This is a genomic window from Thermatribacter velox, assembly GCF_038396615.1.
GTDB lineage: Bacteria > Atribacterota > Atribacteria > Atribacterales > Thermatribacteraceae > Thermatribacter > Thermatribacter velox.
The window spans coordinates 1,605,765-1,628,582 of the sequence record NZ_CP121689.1 but is presented as its reverse complement, the minus strand read 5'-3'; the positions used below and the strand labels follow the sequence as shown (position 1 = coordinate 1,628,582).

21 protein-coding genes and 1 CRISPR repeat array (1 of these 22 cut by a window edge) are annotated in these 22,818 nt (G+C 49.3%); of the genes, 18 read left to right on the top strand and 3 right to left on the bottom strand.

The genetic code is table 11. From position 1 onward, the window contains the following. The first annotated feature begins 453 nt into the window (after positions 1–453). The 16 genes from QBE54_RS08070 to QBE54_RS07995 all read left to right on the top strand — a co-directional run bounded on the left by QBE54_RS08070 (position 454) and on the right by QBE54_RS07995 (position 17,445). Positions 454–1,044, top strand: coding sequence for a transposase (locus tag QBE54_RS08070; RefSeq protein WP_369017687.1), 591 nt, complete (start codon positions 454–456; stop codon positions 1,042–1,044). Next, positions 1,041–1,241: a hypothetical protein gene (locus tag QBE54_RS08065; protein WP_369017686.1), complete on the top strand. Its 201-nt coding sequence runs from the start codon at positions 1,041–1,043 to the stop codon at positions 1,239–1,241. The genes QBE54_RS08070 and QBE54_RS08065 overlap by 4 nt, the downstream gene beginning before the upstream one ends. Positions 1,242–1,499: 258 nt before the next feature. Then, complete coding sequence (locus tag QBE54_RS08060) at positions 1,500–4,844, top strand: helicase-related protein (RefSeq protein WP_369017685.1); 3,345 nt, start codon at positions 1,500–1,502, stop codon at positions 4,842–4,844. A gap of 36 nt (positions 4,845–4,880) precedes the next feature. Continuing rightward, entirely contained in the window at positions 4,881–7,586 is a 2,706-nt protein-coding gene (locus QBE54_RS08055) for a DUF1156 domain-containing protein (protein WP_369017684.1), read from the top strand. A gap of 22 nt (positions 7,587–7,608) precedes the next feature. Continuing rightward, positions 7,609–10,185, top strand: a complete 2,577-nt coding sequence (locus QBE54_RS08050; RefSeq protein WP_369017683.1) for an ATP-binding protein — start codon at positions 7,609–7,611, stop codon at positions 10,183–10,185. 138 nt (positions 10,186–10,323) lie between these two features. Continuing rightward, entirely contained in the window at positions 10,324–10,587 is a 264-nt protein-coding gene (locus QBE54_RS08045; protein WP_369017682.1) for a nucleotidyltransferase family protein, read from the top strand. A 111-nt stretch (positions 10,588–10,698) separates the two neighbouring features. Further along, a complete protein-coding gene (locus tag QBE54_RS08040; protein ID WP_369017681.1) occupies positions 10,699–10,878 on the top strand; it encodes a DUF86 domain-containing protein in 180 nt (59 codons plus the stop codon). Positions 10,879–11,046: 168 nt separating this feature from the next. Beyond that, a complete protein-coding gene (locus QBE54_RS08035) occupies positions 11,047–11,223 on the top strand; it encodes a hypothetical protein (RefSeq protein WP_369017680.1) in 177 nt (58 codons plus the stop codon). After that, positions 11,211–11,591: a nucleotidyltransferase domain-containing protein gene (locus QBE54_RS08030; protein WP_369017679.1), complete on the top strand. Its 381-nt coding sequence runs from the start codon at positions 11,211–11,213 to the stop codon at positions 11,589–11,591. The genes QBE54_RS08035 and QBE54_RS08030 overlap by 13 nt, the downstream gene beginning before the upstream one ends. A gap of 186 nt (positions 11,592–11,777) precedes the next feature. Next, the gene (locus QBE54_RS08025) at positions 11,778–12,116 is read left to right on the top strand and encodes a phage holin, LLH family (RefSeq protein WP_369017678.1); all 339 of its coding nucleotides are present in this window, start codon (positions 11,778–11,780) and stop codon (positions 12,114–12,116) included. Between the two features lie 29 nt (positions 12,117–12,145). Next, on the top strand, positions 12,146–12,292 hold the full coding sequence (locus tag QBE54_RS08020; RefSeq protein ID WP_369017677.1) for a hypothetical protein: 147 nt from the start codon (positions 12,146–12,148) through the stop codon (positions 12,290–12,292). A gap of 198 nt (positions 12,293–12,490) precedes the next feature. Further along, a complete protein-coding gene (locus tag QBE54_RS08015) occupies positions 12,491–13,759 on the top strand; it encodes a right-handed parallel beta-helix repeat-containing protein (RefSeq protein ID WP_369017676.1) in 1,269 nt (422 codons plus the stop codon). Between the two features lie 149 nt (positions 13,760–13,908). Then, positions 13,909–14,496: a hypothetical protein gene (locus tag QBE54_RS08010; protein WP_369017675.1), complete on the top strand. Its 588-nt coding sequence runs from the start codon at positions 13,909–13,911 to the stop codon at positions 14,494–14,496. A gap of 258 nt (positions 14,497–14,754) precedes the next feature. Continuing rightward, positions 14,755–15,987: an HD domain-containing phosphohydrolase gene (locus QBE54_RS08005; RefSeq protein WP_369017674.1), complete on the top strand. Its 1,233-nt coding sequence runs from the start codon at positions 14,755–14,757 to the stop codon at positions 15,985–15,987. A 100-nt stretch (positions 15,988–16,087) separates the two neighbouring features. Next, positions 16,088–16,681, top strand: coding sequence for a MarC family protein (locus tag QBE54_RS08000; protein WP_369017673.1), 594 nt, complete (start codon positions 16,088–16,090; stop codon positions 16,679–16,681). Positions 16,682–16,695: 14 nt separating this feature from the next. Further along, the gene (locus QBE54_RS07995; RefSeq protein ID WP_369017672.1) at positions 16,696–17,445 is read left to right on the top strand and encodes an SDR family NAD(P)-dependent oxidoreductase; all 750 of its coding nucleotides are present in this window, start codon (positions 16,696–16,698) and stop codon (positions 17,443–17,445) included. A 42-nt stretch (positions 17,446–17,487) separates the two neighbouring features. Here QBE54_RS07995 and QBE54_RS07990 read toward each other — a convergent pair whose 3' ends face one another. Genes QBE54_RS07990 through QBE54_RS07980 form a run of 3 tightly spaced genes read right to left on the bottom strand, consistent with a single transcriptional unit; the run spans position 17,488 to position 19,300 of the window. Further along, positions 17,488–18,102 (bottom strand): hypothetical protein, encoded by a 615-nt coding sequence (locus QBE54_RS07990; RefSeq protein WP_369017671.1) that lies wholly within the window; start codon positions 18,100–18,102, stop codon positions 17,488–17,490. A gap of 36 nt (positions 18,103–18,138) precedes the next feature. Further along, positions 18,139–18,909 (bottom strand): heparan-alpha-glucosaminide N-acetyltransferase, encoded by a 771-nt coding sequence (locus QBE54_RS07985; RefSeq protein WP_369017670.1) that lies wholly within the window; start codon positions 18,907–18,909, stop codon positions 18,139–18,141. After that, positions 18,881–19,300: a DNA polymerase ligase N-terminal domain-containing protein gene (locus tag QBE54_RS07980; RefSeq protein WP_369017669.1), complete on the bottom strand. Its 420-nt coding sequence runs from the start codon at positions 19,298–19,300 to the stop codon at positions 18,881–18,883. The genes QBE54_RS07985 and QBE54_RS07980 overlap by 29 nt, the downstream gene beginning before the upstream one ends. A gap of 507 nt (positions 19,301–19,807) precedes the next feature. Here QBE54_RS07980 and QBE54_RS07975 point away from each other — a divergent pair. Further along, positions 19,808–19,978: a hypothetical protein gene (locus tag QBE54_RS07975; protein WP_369017668.1), complete on the top strand. Its 171-nt coding sequence runs from the start codon at positions 19,808–19,810 to the stop codon at positions 19,976–19,978. Further along, positions 19,942–21,834 carry a methyl-accepting chemotaxis protein gene (locus tag QBE54_RS07970; protein WP_369017667.1) on the top strand — a complete coding sequence of 631 codons (1,893 nt, stop codon included), beginning with the start codon at positions 19,942–19,944 and terminating at the stop codon, positions 21,832–21,834. The genes QBE54_RS07975 and QBE54_RS07970 overlap by 37 nt, the downstream gene beginning before the upstream one ends. Before the next feature lie 620 nt (positions 21,835–22,454). Further along, positions 22,455–22,818: direct repeats of the CRISPR family, unit length 30 nt; unit sequence GTTTCAATCCCTTATAGGGACGCTACAAAC; it runs 404 nt beyond the window's last position.

Here is a 22,818-nt window from a genome sequence, read left to right as displayed (position 1 = left end):
CCGCGTTCTTTAAACCTTAACTGCGCCTTTTCCCTTCCTCTGCTTATTCTGCGTTCGCTTGAGGCGGCGCATCAGCGATTTGTACCCAGCGCTTTTCATTTCTGAGCTCTTGCGCTGTGGCGAGAAGAGAGAAGATTTTAAGTGATGCACCTACAACAGGTTAAGTTACTTGCTGAGGGTATGAAATTGATGCTTTGCGATGTAAACTGGTGCTTCTTGCAGCTTCTTTGAGCGCAAAAGAATGAAGCTTATGTGGGCTGGCACACCGAAAGACATGTTGGAATAGGTATAGGAGTATCTTTTTCCGAGTTCCCGCTGGTGGAGGTGTCAGCATGGAGACTTTGCAAGGAATAGAAGAAATACTGAAAGAAACACAAAGGAGAAATTGAAACCGAGTAAACTCATCGTCGAGGCAATCCAGGAATTACCCCACCCCAACAAGGGAATGGAAAGATGAGATACCATCCTGATATTCACCACCGCCGTTCTATCCGATTGAAAGATTACGATTATTCTCAAGCAGGCGCCTATTTTATCACCATCTGCACAAAGAATCGTGAGTGTTTGTTTGGAAGCATTGTTAATGGTGAAATGCTTTTGAGTGCATGGGGAGTGATTGTAAAAAATGAATGGTTGCGAACCTCCATTATCCGGCCCAATATCGTTGTTGATGAATTTGTATTGATGCCCAACCATTTGCACGGTATCTTGGTAATTGTTGATACCGATTGTAGGGGCACGTTGCAACGTGCCCCTACAGTGGAACGATTTGGAAAACCAACATCCAATTCAATACCCACCATAGTTCGGCTGTTCAAATCCACCGCCACAAAACAAATAAATGAATTGCGAAAAACGCCTGGTGAACCCCTATGGCAACGCAATTATTACGAACGTATCATTCGCAATGAAAGGGAATTAGAAAGAATCAGGAAATATGTAATAAACGATCCGCTGAAATGGTCGCTTGATATTGAAGATCCTGAAAGACAGAAAGATTACCAAAACACAGCAGAGTATTTTAAAAGGATGTTTGAAGAATGAACGCAATTGACCTGAATTCTCTTGGCAACCAGGGGCTTGAAGCCCAAAAAAACAACGAATGGAATCTTTTAAAAATTGTCTTTCCCGATGAAGCACTATACATAGAAATAATGCTTTCAGGGAGTTATCCTAAAAACCAGTTTCTTAGAACTTGCCTTAATGCTTCAAGGTTCCCCCCAACTCTTACCAGTAAATAAAGCCTGGTTGCGATTGCCGCTTCCCCAGCCGGTTATCCCACCACCTGCTTCCTGAAACTGCGCCCCCGGTGGGTTTGATGCCCTCTTTCATGGTCTTGAATTCGCAAAATGGCCGGCTTACGGCTATTTATTGGCAAATAATTGAGCTTTTCTTCACCAATGTTTTACAATGTAAGGGGGACTTTGCATTATTTCCTTTACAGGGTGCTTTTTACCGGGTATACCCGAAATTTGCCTTAAGTTGGGAGGGGTAAAAGGGTGATTAAAGAAGGAAGCCTTATTCAGGGTCCGTTTTGGAACGAACCGGTTCGGGTTGAAAGAATTGACGAAATCGGTGATTACCTGCATATTGTTGGCTACACTACTTCCACCCGGCAACACGTGGACCATCTTGTGCCCAGGGACCAGCTTGCCAAGTTGCAAGTAGTGGAAAGGGTGCTGGATTTTTCAGCTCACCCGGAGGAATTTTTCTTGGTGGCTGAGGCAACGCGGCTCCAGCATGCTTCACTTTTTGATCCTCTGCTTGCTATGTCGGTTTCCAGGGTGGACCCGCTTCCCTTTCAGATAGAGGCTGTGTATGACCGCGTCCTGAAGCAGCCCCGTATTCGTTTTCTTATCGCCGATGACCCGGGAGCTGGAAAGACCATCATGGCTGGCTTGGTCCTGAAAGAACTCAAACTGAGAAAACTTGCCCGGAGGATACTCATCGTGGTTCCCGGACACCTGAAAGACCAGTGGCGCAGAGAACTGAAAGATAAATTTGACGAAAGGTTCATGGTCATTGACCGGAACACTTTCAATGCTTCCTATGGGGAAACTCCCTGGGAGAGAGAAAGCCAGGTCATCACCTCCATCGATTTTGCCAAGCAGGAGGATATCCTGCATACCTTGCGCTCGGTTTCCTGGGACCTGGTGATTGTCGACGAGGCGCACAAAATGTCTGCCTACCGCTATGGCGAAAAGACCGCCAAAACCCAGCGCTACCGGCTGGGGGAGGTGCTCTCTGAAACTTCCAACCACCTGCTTTTTCTCACCGCAACACCCCACAAAGGGGATCCTGAAAACTTCCGATTGTTTTTGGATCTTCTGGTGCCCGGTTTCTTTGCCACTTCCTCGATGATTGAAGAGTCGCTAAAAAACAAAGATAACCCGCTTTTTATAAGGAGGCTCAAGGAAGACCTCCGAGATTTTGAGGGTAAGCCCATTTTCACCGGCAGGTTCCCAAAGACTATCAGGTTCCACCTTTCTGAAGCCGAAAAGGAGCTTTACAACGAGCTTTCTCGCTACGTAGCTGAGCAGTACACTGTGATTTCGGAGCGGTCTGATTCAAGAGAAAAGCGCAACGTAACCTTTGCTCTGATGATTTTGCAGCGCAGGATGGCTTCAAGCACTTATGCGCTCCTGCGCTCTCTGGAGCGCAGAAAGGCCAGGTTGGAGAAAATCCTCAAGATGGGTGAAAAAGAGGAGTGGAACGTAATACCTCAGATTGACCTGGAGGAAGTGGAGGACCTGGAAGAAAAAGAGCGCTGGGAAAAGGAGGAAGAGTGGGAAGCGCTGACCGCTGCTGAAAATCCGGAAGCGCTGCAGCAGGAAATCGGGGTCATTGATCTCCTGATTGAGAAAGCCCGCCGGGTTATTAAGAGCGAAGAGGAAGTGAAGCTTCGGGAGTTGAAAAAAGCCATTGAGGAAGGTTTTGAGAAGATAAAAGAAATGAACGGCAACCCCAAGATTTTGATTTTCACTGAGTCCAGAGATACGCTTGAATATCTGGTGGAGAAGATTCAAAGGTGGGGTTACCGGGTCAACTTCATCCATGGTGGAATGAACATTGAAGAAAGGGTCCGGGCGGAGAAAGAATTCCGGGATCAAACAGAGGTCATGGTGGCTACTGAGGCAGCGGGAGAGGGAATCAACCTGCAGTTCTGCCACATCATGATTAACTACGACATTCCCTGGAACCCCAACCGGCTGGAACAGAGAATGGGCAGAATCCACAGGTATGGCCAGCAAAAGGATGTTTACATCTTTAACCTGGTGGCTGATGATACCAGAGAAGGAAAGGTGCTCGCCCGTCTGCTTGAAAAACTGGATGAAATACGGAGAAAGCTGGGGAGCGATCGGGTTTTCGACATCATTGGTGAGATTTTTGAAGGCAAAAAACTGCACCAGCTCCTTTTGGATGCCGTGGTGAGCGCCAGAAACATGGACGAAATCCTGCAGGAGCTGGACATTCAACCCGACGAAGCTTATATTACCCGGGTCAAGAATATGCTGGGCGAGAGCCTGGCGACCAGATTCATCGATTATCAGCGTATCAGGGAAATGACTGAAAAAGCGAAAGAGCACCGGCTGGTGCCCGAGTATGTGGAGGCCTTTTTCAAAAAAGCCTTTGTGAAAGCAGGCGGGAAGTTCCGAGAAAGCGGGAAATTCCTGGCCATTGATTCTGTGCCCTACGTCCTGCGTAGAATTGCCGAAGATGTGAGCTTCAAAAATCGCTACGGCGAAATGCTCAGGAGCTACCCGAAGGTAACCTTCGATAAGAACCTGGCTTCCAAAAACCCGGATGCTGAATTTGTCTCCTTTGGTCATCCCCTGCTTGAAGCACTCCTTATCTGGGTCATCAGGGAATTTCAGGAACAAGCAAAAAAGGGCGCTGTGTTCAAAGATTCCTCCGGAAAGCTCGACGGCTATCTCTTTTTCTATCTGGGTGAGGTGCAGGACGGAAAGGGTGAGATTGCGGGCAGGAAGCTTCTGGTCATCTACGACGATGGGAAAACGCAGAAGGAGGTAAGCCCGGCTCTTCTCTGGGACCTTGCCTTTGCCTCAGTGGAGCGCTCCGATGGGCCTTCGTTTGCAGCTTCTGAAGAGCTGTTTGATGGGAAGCGCCTTCTGCCTTTTGCTCTGCAGGCACTTGAAAAATACCGGGAGGAGATTGCTTCGGAGCGCAAAAGGCAGGCAGAGATAAAGAGAAAATATGGGTTGCATTCACTTAAACACTTCATCCGCGAGCTCGATTCTGACCTCGCCGAGCTTTACGAGAGGCAAGCCCAGGGAGAAAAGGTGGACCTTCCTATACGGAACAAAGAAGAGCGGAAACGGCGCTATGAAGAGGCTGCGCGGGTACTTGAGGACGAAATAGAGAAAGAGCAGAGCCTCTCCATGCGTCTTCCGGAGCTTTTGATGGTGGCCAGGGTGGTTCCAGAACGGGCTTCGATGGTTGAAGATGCAGAAATTGAGCGGATTGGGATGGAAATAGCGATGAGATACGAAAGAAGGCAGGGCCGCAATCCAGAGGATGTTTCCTCTGATAACTCGGGCTACGACATCCGCTCTATCGGCGATGGTGAGGTGCGCTACATCGAGGTGAAAGCAAGGGCTGGGGAGGGAGAGGTGGCTCTGACTCCCAACGAGTGGTTCGCGGCTGAGCGCCTGGGGAAGGAGTACTGGCTTTACGTGGTGGCCAATGCCGCTACCAAACCAACGCTTTATCTTGTCAACGACCCGGCTTCAGGCCTCAACCCTCAGGAAAAAGTGGAAATCGTGCGCTTTGTGGTCCCAGCCAGCGAGTGGAAGGCTAAAGCCGGGGAGGCATGGAGAGAGTAAAAGTATAACACTGGAAATAGAGAGGGAGGGAAACCGGTGGAAAAAAAGCGCTTCATCGAGGAAAGCTTTCCAGTAAAAGAAATCAGCGAAATTTCAGCTAAAGAAAAGAACATCCGCCACGGGCACATCTCGACGCTCCACATCTGGTGGGCTCGCCGGCCTCTGGCAAGCTCAAGAGCCACTAACTATGCGGCTTTGGTTCCTGCACCTCACGATGCGCTTGAAGAGGAGAAAAGGCGGCAGTTCCTGGTGGAGCTTGCCGGGTGGGAAAACTCGCTCAATCGCCTTTTGCTTGATAAGGCAAGAAAGGAGATTCTGGAAGCCAGCGGAGGGTGCCCTCCCCGGGTGCTTGACCCCTTCTCTGGCGGCGGCTCCATTCCCCTTGAAGCCCTGCGCCTGGGCTGTGAAGTGCATGCGGTTGAGTACAACCCGGTGGCTACCCTTATTTTAAAGTGCACTCTTGAATATCCCCAAAAATATGGAAAAAATACAAAAAGCAAAAAGAAAAATAGCATAGGGCTTGAAGTGGAAGAAAAGGTGAATCCCCTGCTTGAAGATGTGAAAAAATGGGGGAAATGGGTTTTGAGCGAAGCAAAAAGGGAAATTGGGAGCTTCTACCCAAAAGACCCCGACGGCTCTATCCCGGTGGGCTACATCTGGGCGCGGACCATTCCCTGCCAGAACCCCACCTGCGGTGCTGAAATACCGCTTATGAGGCAGTTCTGGCTGGCTAAAAAGAGCAATAAAAAAGTTGCTTTATACTCTTTCGTGGAGGAAGGGGAAGTTAGGTTCAAAATCGTTGGCGACGGCTATGAGAAGATGCCGGAGGGCTTTGACCCTTCCAGGGGGACAGTTTCAGGGGCGATAGCGGTTTGCCCTGTTTGCGGCTCGACTGTGGATGCAAACACAACGAGAAAACTCTTCCAGACGGGAAAGGCAGGCCAGAGGTTAACTGCCGTGGTTTTAAACAAGCCCGGAACCCAGGGGAAAAGATACCGGCTGGCAACGGAGAAGGATCTGGAGGTTTTCAAAGAGGCAGAGGAGTATCTGGAAGAAAAAAGACGGAGGCTCTTGGAGGAGTGGGGCATGGACCCGGTGCCGGATGAGGAATTACCACCGAAGGAAACTCTTGGTTTTCGTGTTCAGCGGTACAGCATGCTTAAGTGGGGTGACCTTTTCAACTCCCACCAGAAGCTGGCTTTGATAACTTTCACCGAAAAAGTAAGGCAAGCCTATCAAAAGATGCTTGAGGAAGGGTATGAGGAAGAGTATGCAAAGGCAGTGGTGGGGTATTTGGGACTGATGTTAGGGAAGTTGGCTGATTGGAACTCAGTTTTATCCGTGTGGAGACCAGACCAAGAAAGAAATGAACACATATTTAATAGGCAAGCTTTACCTATGGTATGGGATTATGGTGAAAGGAATCCTTTGAATGGTGGACTCATGACTACAAAAGGTATAGATTCAATAATCTCCCACCTTTCCCAGATTACCCCAGTTGGAAAAAACAGCAACCCGGCAATCCCTACGGTGAAGCAGGCTTCTGCTACAGAACTCCCCTATCCCGACAGTTACTTTGATGCTGTTTTCACCGACCCGCCCTATTATGACAATGTGCCTTATTCTTACCTTTCTGACTTTTTCTATGTCTGGCTCAAAAGAAGCATAGGGGACCTTTATCCCGAGCTTTTTATGACCCCGCTTACCCCAAAGTCAAAGGAAATTGTTGCCTATTCGCATCAAGAAGGTGGATTTGAAGCGGGCAAAAAATACTTTGAAGAAATGCTTAAGAAAGCTTTCCAGGAAATGGCGAGGGTTTTAAAGCCAAACGGAATCGCCACCATCGTCTACACCCATAAATCAACCTCCGGCTGGGAGACGCTTATTAACTCTCTGCTTGATTCCGGGCTGGTGGTTACTGCTTCCTGGCCCATCGACACTGAGATGAAAGCCCGCCTGAGGGCAAAAGAATCCGCTGCCCTGGCTTCCTCCATCTACTTTGTCTGCCGCAAGCTGGAGCGAAAGGAGACCGGCTGGCTCAACGAGGTGAAAGAGGAGCTCGAAAGATATCTGCACGCCAAACTCGAGAAGCTCTGGCAGGAGGGAGTGAGCGGTGCCGACTACTTCATAGCAGCCATTGGTTCTTCAATCGAAATATTTGGAAAATATAAAAAGATCATGGACTACGAAGGAAGGGAAATCAGTGCTGAGGAAATGATTGAGCAGGTGCGCCGGCTGGTTACTGACTATGCCCTACGCCAGGTGTTTCACAACGGAATTGCCGGGGAGCTCTCTTCGCTTTCCCGCTTTTACGTCCTGTGGCGCTGGGGCTACGGTGAAGCGAGGGTGCATTTCGATGAGGCTCGCAAGCTCGCCCAATCCACAGGCTTTGAGCTGGAGCAGGAGTGGAATAAGGGCTTTATCAAAAAAGAGCACGAATTCATAAGGGTCCTGGGCCCCCAAGAGCGCAAGCTTGAGGAAACGGAAAACTCAGACGAACTCATTGATGTACTCCACCGGGTGCTTCTTCTCTGGAGGATGGGGAGAAAGGAGGAAATCAAAAAGGTGCTCCTTACAACCGGTTACGGTGCGAAAAAATCTTTTTACCGGGTTGCTCAGGCGGTGTCTGAAATTTTACCTCGAGAAAGCCAGGAAAAGCGCCTTCTCGATGGGTTTTTGAGCGGGCGAAGTGAGCTCGAGGCTGCAATGCGAAAACAGCCCAGGCAGGAACAGTTATTTTAACGGAAAAAGGGAGGGGTGAGCAATGAAAAACTTCACTCAGGTAGCAGTGCCCCATGAAGACATCCTCAGCGGAAAACTCGCCATGGATGTTTTTGCAGCTGACCTCTGGCAGGTGGCAAGGGGTGAAGCTCCCCTTGACTATCGGGATGCAGATTTGTTCTTCAAAAAGACCTATCTCACCGCAGGGTTGAAAAACATTCTGGAGATTGCCCGGGCAAGGCTTGAGGGAAGAAGCGGGGATTCGGTTATCGAGCTGCAGACCCCTTTTGGTGGTGGTAAAACTCACACTTTAATAGCGCTTTACCACAAAGCACGAGAATGGAATGCCCGTGTTGTGGTTTTTGATGGGACCGCACTGCATCCGGGAGAAATACGGCCCTGGGAAGAGCTGGAGCGGCAGTTGACCGGGAAGGTGGTTTTTACCCGGGGTGAGGTAGCACCCGGCAGGGAGAAGCTTATCGACCTTTTGTCGGAGCATTCACCGGCTCTCATCCTGATGGACGAGCTCCTTGAATATACAACCAAGGCGGCAGGGATTAGGGTTGGAGATTCCAACCTTGCTTCGCAAACTCTGGCTTTTATTCAGGAGCTCACCGGGGCAGTTTCGGCGGTGGGCAATGCCCTTTTGGTGCTCACTTTGCCCTCGAGCGTTCTCGAACACTACGACGAAAACGCCGAGAGGATGTTTCAACAGCTCCAGAAAATAGCCGGGAGAATGGAAAGGATTTACACACCGGTTGCCGATGATGAGATAGAACGGGTGGTGCGTGCAAGGCTTTTCAGTCGGGTAAAGGAAGAAGAAGTCAAGGAAGTTGTAGATGAGTTCGTCGACTATGCCAGGGGAGAAGGATTGCTCTCAAGCGATGAGCTTCCTCGTTACCGGGAAAGGTTTTTGAAAAGCTATCCCTTCAAACCCGAGGTTATCGACATATTGTACAAGCGCTGGGGTTCTTTCCCGACCTTTCAAAGGACCCGGGGTGTCTTGAGACTCCTTTCGCTGGTGATAAGTGACCTGCTTGACAAAAACCTTCCCTTCATCCGTCTTGGAGATTTCAATCTCAGCAACCAGGAGCTGCGTAGAGAGCTGATAAGACACTTGGGGCAGGAATGGGACAGCATCATTGCCCAGGATATAACTGCAGAGGATTCGGGGGCTTCAAAAGTAAACGAAGTTCTGGGGCCTTCTTACCGCTCTTTTCGTCTTGGCACAGTCGTGAGCACCACCATTTTTATGACTTCTTTTTCAGGTAGAGGAGAGAGCGAGAAAGGAATCAGCGTGCGGGATATCAAGCTGAGTGTATTGTACCCGGGGATTTCAAGCACCGTGGTTGACACCGTTATAAGCAACCTGAAGGAAAAGTTGTTTTATCTTTCTGACGAAGGATTGTTTTTCACCAACCAGCCCAACCTGAACCGGGTGATCGTGGAAAGGGAGGAGAGTTTCTCTGAAGAGGAACTTCGTGAGAAAGAGAGGAAAATACTTGAAGAAAGCATTTCCAGACCTTCGTTGTTCAGGGTGTTCCTGTATCCTCGTTCTTCAAGGGACATTCCCGATACTCCGGAATTCAAGCTGGTAATTTTGAACCAGAGCCAGCCGGAGCAGGGCTTTCTGGAGACCTGCGGTGAAATCCCCCGCGTTTACCGCAATACTCTGATTTTTCTCTGCTCTGATGAGGAACAGAGGGAGGCCTTTTACCTTTATTTGCGAAAACTGCTTGCTCTTGAGCACATTGAAAATGATTCAAGGCTGAACCTCAAAGAAGGGCAGAAAAGGGAGGTCAAGGTCAAACTTCGGAATCTAAAAGGAAGAGCCTATGAGGAACTGCGAAAGCTTTATCACAAACTCTTCCTTCCTGCTCGTGAAGGTTACCGGGAGCTTTCCCTGGGTTTGCCAACTTACGGTGAATCTTCGCTGGTTCAGGAAATCTACAATTACCTGAGAAGCCAGGGCGAAATTCTGGAGAAAATCGCTCCCCGGGTAATCAGAGAAAAGTACCTTGCAAACAGAAGCTATGTGGATATCAGGAGCCTTTATGAGGCATTTTTGAAGACCCCGGGAGAGATACGGCTTACTTCCCAAGAGGCATTTCTGGAAAGCATAAAGGAGGGCGTCAAGCAGGGGCTGTTTGGGTTTGCCCGGGCTACCGACCGGGATCTTGAAGATATCTGCATTGGGAAAACGCCGGAAGTGAGCTTCACCGATGAGGAAGTGATTGTGAAGCCTGATTTGTGCGTGAAAGAAGAGAAAGAGGAAGTGGAGTCAGGCACTGCAGGTGGTAGTGTATCCTCGGGTGGAGAAGAAACGGAAAAAGGCCCAGCACCGCACACTGGCTCGCCGCCTCAGTCGGGAACCACTACCGAGGGACCACCAGCTTCTCGGGAGTATTCGGAAGTTACCCTGGGCCTTAAGGCATCGCCCGGCAATCTATCAACAATAGTCAGGGTTGTCAATTATCTGCGCAATCAATTTGAAAACTGCACTGTGGAGGTGGTTTTGCGGGCAAAAGGTGGGAAGATTTCGGCTGCAGAGTATGAGGATAAGATAAAGGAAGCTTTAGAGCAGGCAGGCATCGAGGTCGAAGAGGAGTACCACGCCTGAGGTTTTCAACTGCCGGGATTGCTTTTTCTGTGGCTGGCCCGGGTATGCCCTGGCAGGGTAGTGGGTGGGGTATGCTGGAGCGAGACCCTATGTCTTCTCCCGGATTTTCTCTTTGGAAGAGGAGAAAAAATGAAAACGGTGGATGAGATAAAAAGTCTACTTGAAAAGCACAAGGAAGATATAAGGAGAGAATACGGAGTAAAGATGGTCGGTATATTCGGCTCCTGGGTAAGAGGGGAGCAGAGAGAAGGAAGTGATGTTGATATTCTCGTTGAACTTGAAAGACCTGTTGGATTGAAATTCTTTGAAGTCTGGGACAGACTGGAAGAAATTTTGGACACCAGAGTTGACCTGCTTACCGTTAATGCAGTGAGGCAAAAAAGTTGTTGTGGGAAAGCATAAAAGAGGATGTAGTTTATGTCTAAGAGAAACTGGAGATTGTTCCTTTCGGACATTTTAGAGAGTATCGAGAAAATAGAGAATTACACCTAAGGGGTTTCTTGTGAGGAGTTTATGGAAGATGAAAAAACAAAAGATGCAGTTGTAAGGGACTTCGAAATTATCGGTGAAGCTACTAAGAATATTCCGGATGAATTGAAGAGAAAATACCCAGAAGTTCCCTGGAAGCGCATGGCCGGAATGAGAGATGTGTTGATACAGGCTTATTTTGGCGTTGACTACCGGTGGTTATGAGATGCCATGAAAATCGAAATACCTAAGGTAAAGCCCAAATTAAAGAAAATTCTTGAGGAAGTAGAGGGAGAAAAATAAAGATAAAGAGACTTTGCCATCCAAAGTATGGTATAAAGTGTGGTTTGTAGATAACAAGCACAGCAAATACTGCTTGTGATTTGAAGTTCTATGAAAGCCAAGAAAGCATTTTCTTTTTGTAGAGGAAGTGGTTTTGAGATTTTACGCTGGCTGCTGGAAGATGTAAAATCTATTTCACAGTGGTATGGTTTTTGGATATTTCGCTTTTATAGAGGAAGTCGAGCAGGTAATTTAAAAGGTTGTGAAAAGAGAGGGTGGCGAAGTTAGAGTTTAGCTTTCGGGGAAACGGGGATTTTTATCCTTATCGGGAGGAAAGGACGATAGAGGGCATAATCAAAAGAATTATCGTGGAAGTCCTCACCGAATTTGGAGTGGAGGCTGATAAGATAATACTTTTTGGTTCCCGTGCCAGAGGGAATTTTGATGAAAAGAGCGATTGGGATATTCTGGTTATTCTAAAAAAGGAAGTTTCCCAAAAGGTTGAGCAGGAAATTTTCAAAAGAATTACAGTAAGGCTTTCGGAAATGTTAATTCCTTGCGATATCCTGATACGTACACCGCAGCAAGTGAAGAGGTTCGAGGGGTATGTTCACTCGGTGACCAAAACAGCACTCAGAGAAGGGAAGGTTCTGTGAGAGGCAAAGGAGTATTTTGGTATAGCCAGAACAGTAAAAGATTTCGTTTTTCAGAAATTAGGCTTCACAGAGGAAGATCTTAGAAAGTGGTTTAAGGAGCGAAAGCAAAAAGACCTGCAGGGTTAACTCCTTTCCCCGTCGCCCACCCCGCGTATTCTTTGAGAACACAAAAAGGGGTGGTCGTTTATGGATGCACAAAAAGCAATCACCGATATTTTAATTCTGGTTTTACCTGCGGTTTTAAGCTACATCTTCGCCCGCTTGGGAATTGACAAAATCAAGTTCCAGAAATACCAGCGCTTAATCCAGATTGCTGAAGAAGCCGTCCTCTGGGCAGAGGATTACTACCCGCAAAAACCCGGTGTTGAGAAGCTCAAAGAAGCGGTGGAATACCTCAAAAGCGCCTGCATCAAAGCTGGGCTGTGGGTGAGCGATGAGGAAGCAGAAAAGAAAGTGCGGGTTGCTTACCAGAAGCTCCAGAGGGAAGCACTCTCCAGATTGCTCCGAGGTGCGCTGGGGGAGTAGCAACCGATGCCCGCTTTCTCAAGCTCCTTGTGCGTTTCGGCGTTGCGGTTGATGAGGACTTGATGGGCAAGGCAGAGTACTTCAGCGCACAGAAAAAAAGAGAAACATTTGCCGAGAAACTGCGCAACCTAAAGCTCCAGCATATCCCGGGCTACAGAGAAATAGTGAAAAACTGAGCGAGTGCCCTTTCAGTGGGCGCTTTTTCTTTTCCCAACCTAACACCCCTTCACCTTGACCTTTTCCGTGAACGTTCCATATAATAGCGCAAAGTGCCTTAAGGCGAGCTATTTGGTTTTTACTAATTTACGTTAATTAGTTAAGAGGGGGTGTGGTAGTGAAAATTTTTTCTGAGCGTTTTTTTGGTGTTCTTTGCGGTGTCTTTTTTCCTGCTGGTTTTTGTGTCTGGTTGCTTCCAGAGCCCTGCTCCTCCACAGCCTGCGCCACCAGAGATTACCTCTATTTCTCCTGACCGGGGTTGTGCCGGGCGTACGGTGACCATCACCGGCAAAAACTTTGGAGAAGCTCAGGGAGAAAGCCGGGTTACTTTTGCGCCCTGCGGTGATCATCCCCGGGTGGAGGCCGAGGTCCTGTCCTGGTCCGACACCGTGATTGAGGTGAAAGTTCCTTGTGGAGCCTGTTCAGGAGACGTTGTGGTAACCGTAAACGGCCTGGACAGTAACGGCGTTGCATTCACCGTTTGTGTGTGTTTGCCGCCTCCTGAGTTGGTCTCTGGTCCTACTGACCTTGTCTACAACACCACTCAGAAAAAGTACTACACCACCATCCAGGAAGCTATCGATGAGGCCGAAGAGGGCGATGAAATTGTGGTTTCTCCAGGAACCTACCATGAGAACATTGACTTCAACGGAAAGAACATCACCCTGCGGAGTACTGACCCCGACCATCCAGAGCGCACCGTTATCGAAGGTAGCGGTGAGGGTCCGGTAGTTACCTTTGTAGCGGAGTCCGAGAAGAAACTTAGAGACACGTTGCCTTCCGCTGCCCTTCAAGGCTTCACCATCCAGAACGCCTCTGGTAATAATGGTGTAGGCGTTTACCTGGAGGGTGTTTCGCTCATCATCGAGCAAAACATCATCACCAAAAATGAGGATGGCGGGATTTATGTTGAAGACGGGTATGCCGAAATTTCTGGTAACACCATAACTGAAAACACCGGTAGCGGCATAGCCGTAACGAATGGCGCCTCTGCTTATATTCACGATAACACCATAACCGGAAACACTGGCGGCGACGGTGGTGGGATTTATGTTTCCGGCTCGGGCACCACAGAAAACCCGGTCCGGATTTCCAATAACACCATAACTGGAAACACTGCTGGCCTGGGTGGCGGCGGCATCTTTGTTGGTGGCGGTAGTGATGCCGAAATTTCTGGTAACACCATAACTGGAAACACTGCTGAGTCAGGACAGAATAACGGTGGTGGCGGAATTCTGGTGTTTGGCTCGAATAGCCATGCTTATATTTCCGGAAACACTATAAAGAATAACCAGGCTTCTTCTGGCCCGGGTGGCGGCATAGCCGTTACAGGTGGTGCTACTGCTACCTGTTGCGGTAATATCATTGAAAACAACACCCCCGACGATGTATCTGGCGTAACCTGTGATACTGGTTGCGCATCCTGACAGCTCTTCCCCACTGCCCCCTGCATTTTAGCAGGGGGCAGTTTTTTCACTACCGGCTGGTGCCTGCAATTACTGCTTATGCGTTTTTTCTTTTTGTGGTAGAATGGGAGTATTCTTGAGTGTTTAAAAGGTGAAGGAGGGGTACCATTATGCGTAAAGCAGTTTTTCTCACCGTGCTTTTTTTCTGCTTGGCGACGGCGCTTTCTGCTGAGGCCAGCGTCTCGTATGACCTGGCCAACGAGGTCATTGGTAATCCTGAAGCTTTCCCGCTTGAGCGCAGCTTTGTGGAGGAGAAGCTGGGCAAAGCAGATTTCGTAGAAAGCGTTGCCGGCTTTCCACAGCTGGTCGATTACTACTTGGTTGAAGATGGCGAGGAAATCAGCCATATTTGTCTGGCCTATGGAGCTGGGGACGATGCCCAGAAAACCTATGCTGTGGGTGTGGTCATGAGAGGCATTGACCTCCCAACCATGAAGGAAATTTTCAGGTCTCAGATGGGTGAAGATGCTGATCAGGCGGTTATCCTGGAGAGTGAAGATTTCCTGGTTCTTAACCTTGTTGGGCAGTCCACCCCCCGGGTGCTCTGGGTGCTTTTTGACGAGCGCACAGTCCAGGGCGAGAAAGCACTGGTTTCCACTCTGATACCTCCAGAAAACCTCATTTCCTACTTTGCTGGGGTATATCCCGGCTTTGAAGCTTCCCTGCGCGAGACCGCTGAAGAGCTCCTAAAGGAGTAGGGATTCCTTGCCCTGGGCAAAGGTTTACCCGGGGCAAGGCCCTTCTTTGAGCAAATATCCCGAGAAAGGAAGACTTCCAGGCTTCAGGCCCAATTGCTGGTTTTTCGCTTTTCTGGTAGTATTGGTTTTTGGAAAATGCAAAGAGTTTTTCAGCTTTTCGGGTTAGAGCCTGGAAAATTCTGTCTCAAGGTGCCGGAAAACTGGTCGGTGCCTTGAAAAAAGTTCTTTTTATTGCTTCGCGAGAAGGGGAGGATGCTCTTGAGTTTTTCGCAGGAAAGGAGTCCTTATCTTACAGTTCTCGATGACCTGGGTCTCCCTGCTTTTCTGGTTGAAGGCGACCTGGTGGTGGACCTCAACTGGAGGATGGAGAAACTCATCGGCTGGTCCCATGAGGAAGTGATTGGCAAGCGGAGCTGGATGAGCTTTCTTTCCCCAAAAGAGGACCTTGAGAAATTGAAGCAACGCCTGGAAGCGCATTTAAGCGGCTCTTCCAGATTGACTTCGGGTTGCGCCGCCCGCATCGAAGATCGAAAAGGGAGGGTTAAGGAGGTAATTCTCTGCGCAAGTCAACTTCCGGGTGATGAGAAGTTCATTTTGACCATGCGTGATGTGACGGCAGTGAAAAGGGCTTACGGGCTTTTGAAATTATTTTCGAAGGTTCACAGCAAGAGGATACTGGGCGTAAGGAGTCGGGATGAGTTCTTGGAAAGATTTGCTGAAATGCTCAGAGAAAAAGGCTATCCAGAGGTGCTGATTCACAAGGAAGGAGAAATTCCGGATTTTGCGAATGTTTTGAAGACCGAGGTTTTGAATGGGGAAAAAGTAAAAATCTTGAGGAGGTTTTCACGCATCCTGAACCACGGCCTACAAACTATGGGTTATCGTGAAGCTCTGGAGGAGGCTCTGCAAGAAACCATAGAGGTTATTTCTTACTTGGTTGAAGTGAGAGATCCTTACACTGCCGGCCACCAAAGAAGAGTTTCTGGTATTGCTTGTGCCATTGCCAAGAAGATGGGGCTTTCTGAGGAGCTAATTGAGAAAATTCGGGTGGCCGGTCTTTTGCACGATGTCGGGAAAATTGGCATTCCCATCGATATTCTCAACAAGCCAGTGCCTTTGAGCTCTCTGGAGTTTGAGATGATTAAGACGCATCCTGCGCTGGGGTATGAGATAGTGAGCCGGGTGCATTTTCTTGAGGACGTTGCCAAGGTTATCCTTGAGCATCACGAACGCATCGATGGCTCGGGCTATCCCCAGGGTCTCCGTAGAGAGGAGATTTCTCTTGAGGCCAGAATCCTGGCTGTGGCAGATGTTGCCGAGGCCATGTCTTCCCACCGGGCGTATCGACCTTTGCTTCCTAAGGAAGAAATTGTAGCCGAATTCCTGAATAACCGGGGTAAACTTTATGATGCGCAGGTGGTCGATGCTTTTTTAGAGTTTGCTGAGGAGCTGCCCGGTGTCTGGTGTTTGGAAATGGAGGAATTTGAATAGGTTCGCTTTCGAGTAGTCCGATTGCTGGATTGCTCTTTTTTCTTCCTTTTTACTTTCCCGCTGGCCCTCTGCCCGGCTATAATAGGGAGGGGTATGCGCGATGCTTTACGACTTTGTGAAGTCCTTTTTGCTTTTGACTTTCATCCTCGACCCTTTTCTGGGGGCTGTGGTTTTCATAGCGCTCACCAAAAACATGGAAGCCCGGGAGCGTTCCGCTCAAGCTTTCTTGGCGGTAAGTGTGGCTTTTATCCTGCTTTTTGTTTTCCTTTTCATTGGGAAAAGCCTTTTTGCGCTTTTGGGCATTTCCTTTTCAAGCTTTATGGTTGCTGGTGGTGTCATCTTGCTTCTTCTGGGTGTTGAGGAGATACTGGGGCTTGAGTTTTCCAAAAGGGGAGCGGACACCAAGGTTGCGGCTATTGTCATCGGTACCCCGCTTCTCTGTGGTCCAGGTGCCATCACCTCAATCATTATTCTTTCTCAAAAGCATGGATACCTGATTCCCTTTCTGGCCATGGTTTCCGCTCTCGCTTTGACCTGGCTGATTTTGTACTTTGCCAACCATCTGAGCCGCCTGCTGGGTGAGCGGATAATTGAAGTGCTTTCCAGAGTGATGGGGCTTTTACTGGCCGCCATTGCGGTCGAGTATATAAAAGAGGGCGTTTTGCAGATGATTTCAGAACTCGTTGCTCGCTGAGAGGAGGTTACAGGGTGGGAAACCTTTCCGCTCATGTGGCACTGGTTACCGGGGCAAGCCGGGGAATTGGTAGGGCCTGTGCCCTTGCTCTGGCTCGAGCTGGAGCGAAGGTGGCAGTAAATTACCGAAAAAACCGCGAACGGGCTGAGGCGGTGGTGGCAGAAATAGAAAAGCAGGGTGGTGTTGCTCTGGCGGTTCAGGCTGATGTTTCTGATTCTTCTCAGATAGAGAGGATGGTGAGCAAGGTTCAGGAAAAGCTGGGCATACCCGACATCCTGGTTGCCAATGCCGGGGTGGGAGATACTGCGTACTCCGGGGCTTGGAATCTTGAGGAGCTCTCTTGGGACAGGATGATTGCCGTTAATCTTAAAGGGGTGTACCTCTGCGTCCGCGCGCTGCTTCCATACCTGATTGAGAAGCGCTGGGGACGAATCATTGCCATTTCCTCCACTTCCGGGATAACCGGTGGAACTTCAGGCATCCACTATGCGGCTTCCAAAGGGGGCGTCATTGCCATGTGTCTGGCCTTGGCGCGGGAGTGTGCGCCGTTTGGGATTACTGTAAACGTTATTGCACCCAGCAAAATCGACACCGAGCTCCTGCATTCAGTAACTCCTCCTGAAAAACTGCCTGAGCTTTTGCGCAAGATACCGGTAGGAAGGTTAGGGAGACCCGAAGATATCGCCCGAGCAGTGCTCTTTTTTGCTGAGGAGGAAGCCGATTACATAACCGGTCAGGTGCTCACCGTATCGGGTGGGTATTGAAGCCGAGGGCCGTACTGTTTGTAGAGTGCAGCCCTCAGCTTTTTATCGCCAGGTTACTTCTTCTGCTTCGATGTAGAAGCGGTTCTGGCCGCTTTCCAGCTGTTCCGGATCCTGAAAATCGACTACTAAGGGGAAGTAGGTTTCTTTTTCAAAGAGAATACGGGCAACCAGCTTTCCGTCCTTTCTGGCTTCTACCCATAAGGCCTCTTTCCCAAAGCGAGTTTCTGAGGCAGGGACGATGATTTCCGTTTCTCCCTCTTCGTCTTTCTGCTTCCACTCAAGGCCTTCGCTGAGTTCTCCTCCACCCAGAAAAGCCGGAGCCAGAAAAACCTGTGCAGCCGAGAGGACACCCAGCGCCTGAGCGATGGAAGGGTTAGCAAGCATCAGTGGGAAAAGCGAGCCCTGGATATCATTGGCTTTCACTTTGAAGGTGGAAGAGAAACCTTCCTCACCCAGTGCATAGTCCACCTTAGCCTGGTAGTTTTCCTCATCAATTGGGGTGAACTCAACCTTAAGATACCCTTCCTTAACCCCTTCGTCTCCCTCAACCCGCAGGGCGTAATTCACTTTCTGCACGCTTTCTAAGTTGATGCAGGACGCAAGAAGGAAAACCACGGCAACCGCTATACCAAGCAAGAGAACCTTTTTCCTGTACATTGTTTCCGCCTCCCGTTGTTATTTAAAGATATACTATCACAAACCAGGTGGCTGCAGCACCCCCAGCGCAAAAAGCAGGCCCAAAATCACCGGCTGGTGCAAAAGATAAATGGTCAGCGAGTGTTTGCCCAGAAAACTGAGCGCTGCAAAAAGGGGAAAGTGCGAATAGTCCCCGAGCTGGACGCGCCTCCTGTAGCCAGGATAGAGGGTATGACCCAGAAAAACGCCCAGCAAAAAGACACCCAACCAGGGCAAAAGCGGAAAGTAGTCTACAGTGTAAAAGCGGTAAGGCTTGAAACCCAGCCAGAGGAGATACCCGAAGGGAAAATCCTTTCCATAGAACCACCAGCCCAGGGCAATGAGGACGACTCCCAGGGGCAGGGTGAACTTTGGAAAGCGCAAAAGGAAGGAGCCAATGATTATGGATGCTCCGATACAGTGGAGTATTCCAAAGCGCACATAGGCACCGTCCAGGAACAGGTAAGTGACCACGCTTATCACCATACCCCAGAGAAAGATGATCACCCCCCGGCGAATGAGGTGTATGAGTTGGGCGTTTCCTGTTTTCTGCTTCATGCGCTCATAGCTCAGGTGGAGGGATATGCCGGAGAGAGCCAGAAAGGATGTGGCAATATAGCGCTGGAAGTAGAGCCATCCCCCCCGGTAAAGTTCGATTTTCAGGTTTCCAAAAGCGGAGAGGTCATAAAGCAGATGGTAAATGACCATGCTCACTATGGCACAACCCCGAAGAACATCGATTTCGTAAAAGCGCTCTTTTTTAATCCTTGCTGGATTTTTTCTGTTCACTGCTTTTTTCCTCTTTCCTTTTTATGAGCAGCCACTGGTCATCGCTGGTGTGGATAAGCGCATATTTGCCTCGCATCTTCTCACCATGGGCTTCAAAGAGAATTTCTCCTGCTTCCCACTTCTCCGGGATATAAAAGCCCCGGTCCCAGATAACCACTTTTCCTTTGCCATACCCTTCCAAGATTTCGCCTTCAAAGTCGGCATACTCCAAAGCATGATCCTCAACAGCAATGGCTAACCTGCGCTCTCCGGGAGAAAGCGGTATTCCCTTGGGAACTGCCCAGCTTTTCAGAACCCCATCTCGCTCCAAGCGCAGGTCAAAGTGGTGGTGTGATGCCCAGTGTTCCTGAATGACCAGTAGGGGTTTCAGAAGTGACCCTCCTTTCTGCATCAGTGCCTTTTCTTTTATTCTACCTGTCTTTTACGCTTTCGGGGAATTTTGGAAGATTTTTTGTGAGCAATCTGGGAACAATCCTTGTTTTCACCTTTTTCTGTTTCCAGAGTCAAACAAAGTTTCTACCAGAACACTAAAGTTTTCTTACAAGATGCTGATAAATAATAGTAGATCAGGAGCGAAACCTGTATATGGTACTGTGATGAGCACATGATACTCAAGGAAAGGAGTGAGGCAGTGAAGTAGGAAATTTCCTGAGTTGTTCTTGAGCCCCTGGTGAGAGCCGGGGCATTCTCTCAAGGTGAAGGGACGTTGTTTCTTTAGCGTGACCACCTTTTTTAGCTTGGGAAAGAGTACCGTTTCTGTATAGTTTGCTCGGGAGAGGATAGCCCTCGAGGGTTTCTCTTTAATCCAAGTAGGTGCCTTTTTTGTGCTGAGGAAGCTCTAAAACGGCCTGTCTCCTCACTATTTTTCAGTGGCTGGGCTTCCTCATCAGAGTAAGGTATGAAAAAAGAAGAAAACGAAGTCAAAGAAGGGACGGTAAGAGAAGGAAAACCGAAAATGAGTGAAAAAAGAGTTCCAATACTATTTCTGGACACTCTGTCCGACGTTGGCTCATTGGAAAGGAGAGGAGTAAAATGGCGAAATCTGGCTTGCGAATTGGAACACGATTAATTTTGAGCTTTGTTTTAGTGGTTGCCCTCGCTGCGGTGGTTGGGTATCTGGGGCTTTCCCTTTCCCGGAGCATTATGGCTAATCTTGAAGACATCTCTCAAGACCACTTGCCCAGCATAGATTATATTCTGCAGATCGATCGCGACCTGTACCAGGCAGTGTTTGCTGAACGATCTCTACTCCTTGTTGATGTGAACTCCGAAGCTTTCCAGGAGTTTCTGGGGAGTTACGAGGAGAACCTCCAGCAGTCAGAAGAGCGCTGGAACAAATACAAGGCCCTTGCTGAAACACCAGAAGAACTAGAACTGATCGGGAAATATGAGGAGGCACGCCAGGAGTGGTTGCCCCTTTCTCGAAAGATTGTGGAGGCAAGGAAAGCAGCCAGTGAGGATTTGAGTTCCCTTGTGGCACTGAGCTTCGGTGATGCAGCAGAGAAATTTGAAACCATGCGCGATTATCTGGACCAGCTTACTGAAATCAGCTTGGTTCTGGCAGAGAACCAGCACCATGCAGCCCGAGCAAGTTTCAAGCAGAGCTTCTTTACTGTAGTCCTTTTGGTGGCAATTATTATTGTTGCTGCGCTGGTTCTTGCACTGCTCATCACCCGCGGCATCACCAGGTCTTTGCGACGTATGGTCAATCTGGCTAAGGAGGTTGCTCAGGGGAATCTGAGTGCAGATTTTGACCTCCGGGCTCACTCCAAGGACGAACTTGGGGAACTGGGCCGGGCACTGGAAGATATGGTGGGCAATCTCCGGGCTCTGGTAAACGATGTTTTCACCACCTCCTCCTCTCTGGCTTCATCCAGTGAGGAACTCTCCTCATCGGTTGCGGAGATCTCCAAAGCCACCCAAGAGATTGCCTCAACCATTGCCCAGGTTGCTGAAGGCTCCACCCGCCAGAGTGAAGAGCTGCAGAGAGTGAGTGAAGAAGCAGCCCAGATTGGTGAGCGAGCCCAGAGAGTTGCTGAAGCCACCCAGCGCAACCTGGAGCTTCTTGGGAAGATGCAGGAGAACCTCCAGAAGAACCAGCAAGCTCTGGAACAGATTGAAGCCATGATGCAAAAAACCAGAGAAGAAGGGACCACCACCAGAGAAGAAGCTCAGAAAGGGAAAGATTCTCTGCAGAAGCTCATCGAAAACGTCTCCTCCATTGCCCGGGTGAGTGAAGAAGTCGCCGGAAGCATCCAAATTCTCAACGAGCGCTCCCAGGAGATTGGAAAGATTGTGGACCTCATCACTGGCATTGCCGAGCAGACCAACCTCTTAGCCCTCAATGCAGCCATCGAAGCCGCCCGAGCTGGTGATGCTGGACGGGGCTTTGCCGTGGTGGCTGAGGAAGTGCGCAAACTGGCTGAAGAGAGTGCCCAGGCTGCCGAGCAAATTGGAAAGCTCATCGCTGAAATCCAGAAAGACACCCGCTCAGCAGTGGAGCGTATGCAGAAAGCCCAAGGTGAAGTGGAAGCAGGGAGCAGAGAGAGTGAACAAGTGGCCCAGAACTTTAACTCCATCCTCTCAGCCATTGAGCGCTTGGAAGGAAACATCGAAAACCTTGCTCAATCGCTCCTTGAAGCCCACCAGGCTCAGGAAGAAACCACCCGAAGTGCTCAGGAAGTGGTCAAGCTCTCCGAAGAGAGTGTTTCCCTCACTGCTCAGGCCACAGAAGGCGTCCAGCAGATCGCCGAAGAGCTCTCTTCAGTGGCTGCAGTGGCTGAAGAGAATGCGGCTTCCAGTGAAGAGGTCTCTGCGTCCACTGAAGAGCAGAATGCCTCACTGGAAGAGGTCAACTCTGCAGTGGAGCAGCTTGCCCAGATGGCCCAGAAACTACAGAAGCTGGTGGAGCGCTTCAGAATCTGAAAGAAACCAGGAAACACACACAGAAAGAGAAAGCGGGATGGACACCCCATCCCGCTTTTTTATTCTCAAGCATTGCTTTGGCCTTATCGATACCGCTTTAAGCCAGCCTTAACCCAGTTCGGAATGACAAATCCTCCGGACTTCTCAGTGTGGAATGGCAAACCTCAACACCCTTTATTTCAGCATCTCTATGTTTCAAGGTCGCAACAATCCACCACCCCGAACTGGTGCCGGCTTTTTGACACCGCCCCAAACCGGCAACGGCTTTATCGTTACCGTCCTGAACTGACGGCAAAGCCGTCACCCTGAACCGGCAAAAGCGGAGCTTTTGTCGTCCTGAACTGACGGCGGAGCCGTCACCCTGAACTTGTTTCAGGATCTCCTTGTTTCAGGGTCTCCTCATTTCAGGATCTCGTTTCAGGGTCTCATTTCAGGATCCCCTCGTTTCAGGGTCCCTTTCTGAACCACACTTCTTGCACTCTTCCTGGTTTAATCCCCTTTGAGATTCCAGAAGCCCGAGATGCTGAAATAAATTCGACACGACGAATCCTTTAAACTTACCGGTTAACAACGGTGAAACTCTGGATTCATCGCTTCGGAAGGGCTTTTCGCATTCCCTGGTTTCAATCCCTTATAGGGACGCTACAAACAGTACGAGATGGGAATTCTCAACAGGAAAGATGAGATGTTTCAATCCCTTATAGGGACGCTACAAACCATAGATGATTAGAGTAGAGATAGCTGGGGTTAGAGTGAGTTTCAATCCCTTATAGGGACGCTACAAACGAACGGACGACGAACAACGCGTGTCGCCCGTTCATAGTTTCAATCCCTTATAGGGACGCTACAAACTGGTGGAAAAACTGATAACAATCCCGGGCGAAGTAACGTTTCAATCCCTTATAGGGACGCTACAAACCGGCAATGTTTACGTTGAAGTATCTCTTGCCAAGTCTGTTTCAATCCCTTATAGGGACGCTACAA

Bases quoted from the DNA above. Each gene is read 5' to 3' on its own strand.
- QBE54_RS08070 (WP_369017687.1), top strand. From the start codon at position 454: ATGAGATACCATCCTGATATTCACCACCGCCGTTCTATCCGATTGAAA.
- QBE54_RS08065 (WP_369017686.1), top strand. From the start codon at position 1,041: ATGAACGCAATTGACCTGAATTCTCTTGGCAACCAGGGGCTTGAAGCC.
- QBE54_RS08010 (WP_369017675.1), top strand. From the start codon at position 13,909: ATGCGTAAAGCAGTTTTTCTCACCGTGCTTTTTTTCTGCTTGGCGACG.
- QBE54_RS08035 (WP_369017680.1), top strand. From the start codon at position 11,047: ATGAAAGCCAAGAAAGCATTTTCTTTTTGTAGAGGAAGTGGTTTTGAG.
- QBE54_RS08025 (WP_369017678.1), top strand. From the start codon at position 11,778: ATGGATGCACAAAAAGCAATCACCGATATTTTAATTCTGGTTTTACCT.
- QBE54_RS07975 (WP_369017668.1), top strand. From the start codon at position 19,808: ATGAAAAAAGAAGAAAACGAAGTCAAAGAAGGGACGGTAAGAGAAGGA.
- QBE54_RS07980 (WP_369017669.1), bottom strand. From the start codon at position 19,300: ATGCAGAAAGGAGGGTCACTTCTGAAACCCCTACTGGTCATTCAGGAA.
- QBE54_RS07970 (WP_369017667.1), top strand. From the start codon at position 19,942: ATGGCGAAATCTGGCTTGCGAATTGGAACACGATTAATTTTGAGCTTT.
- QBE54_RS08050 (WP_369017683.1), top strand. From the start codon at position 7,609: ATGAAAAACTTCACTCAGGTAGCAGTGCCCCATGAAGACATCCTCAGC.
- QBE54_RS08040 (WP_369017681.1), top strand. From the start codon at position 10,699: ATGGAAGATGAAAAAACAAAAGATGCAGTTGTAAGGGACTTCGAAATT.
- QBE54_RS08000 (WP_369017673.1), top strand. From the start codon at position 16,088: ATGCTTTACGACTTTGTGAAGTCCTTTTTGCTTTTGACTTTCATCCTC.
- QBE54_RS07990 (WP_369017671.1), bottom strand. From the start codon at position 18,102: ATGTACAGGAAAAAGGTTCTCTTGCTTGGTATAGCGGTTGCCGTGGTT.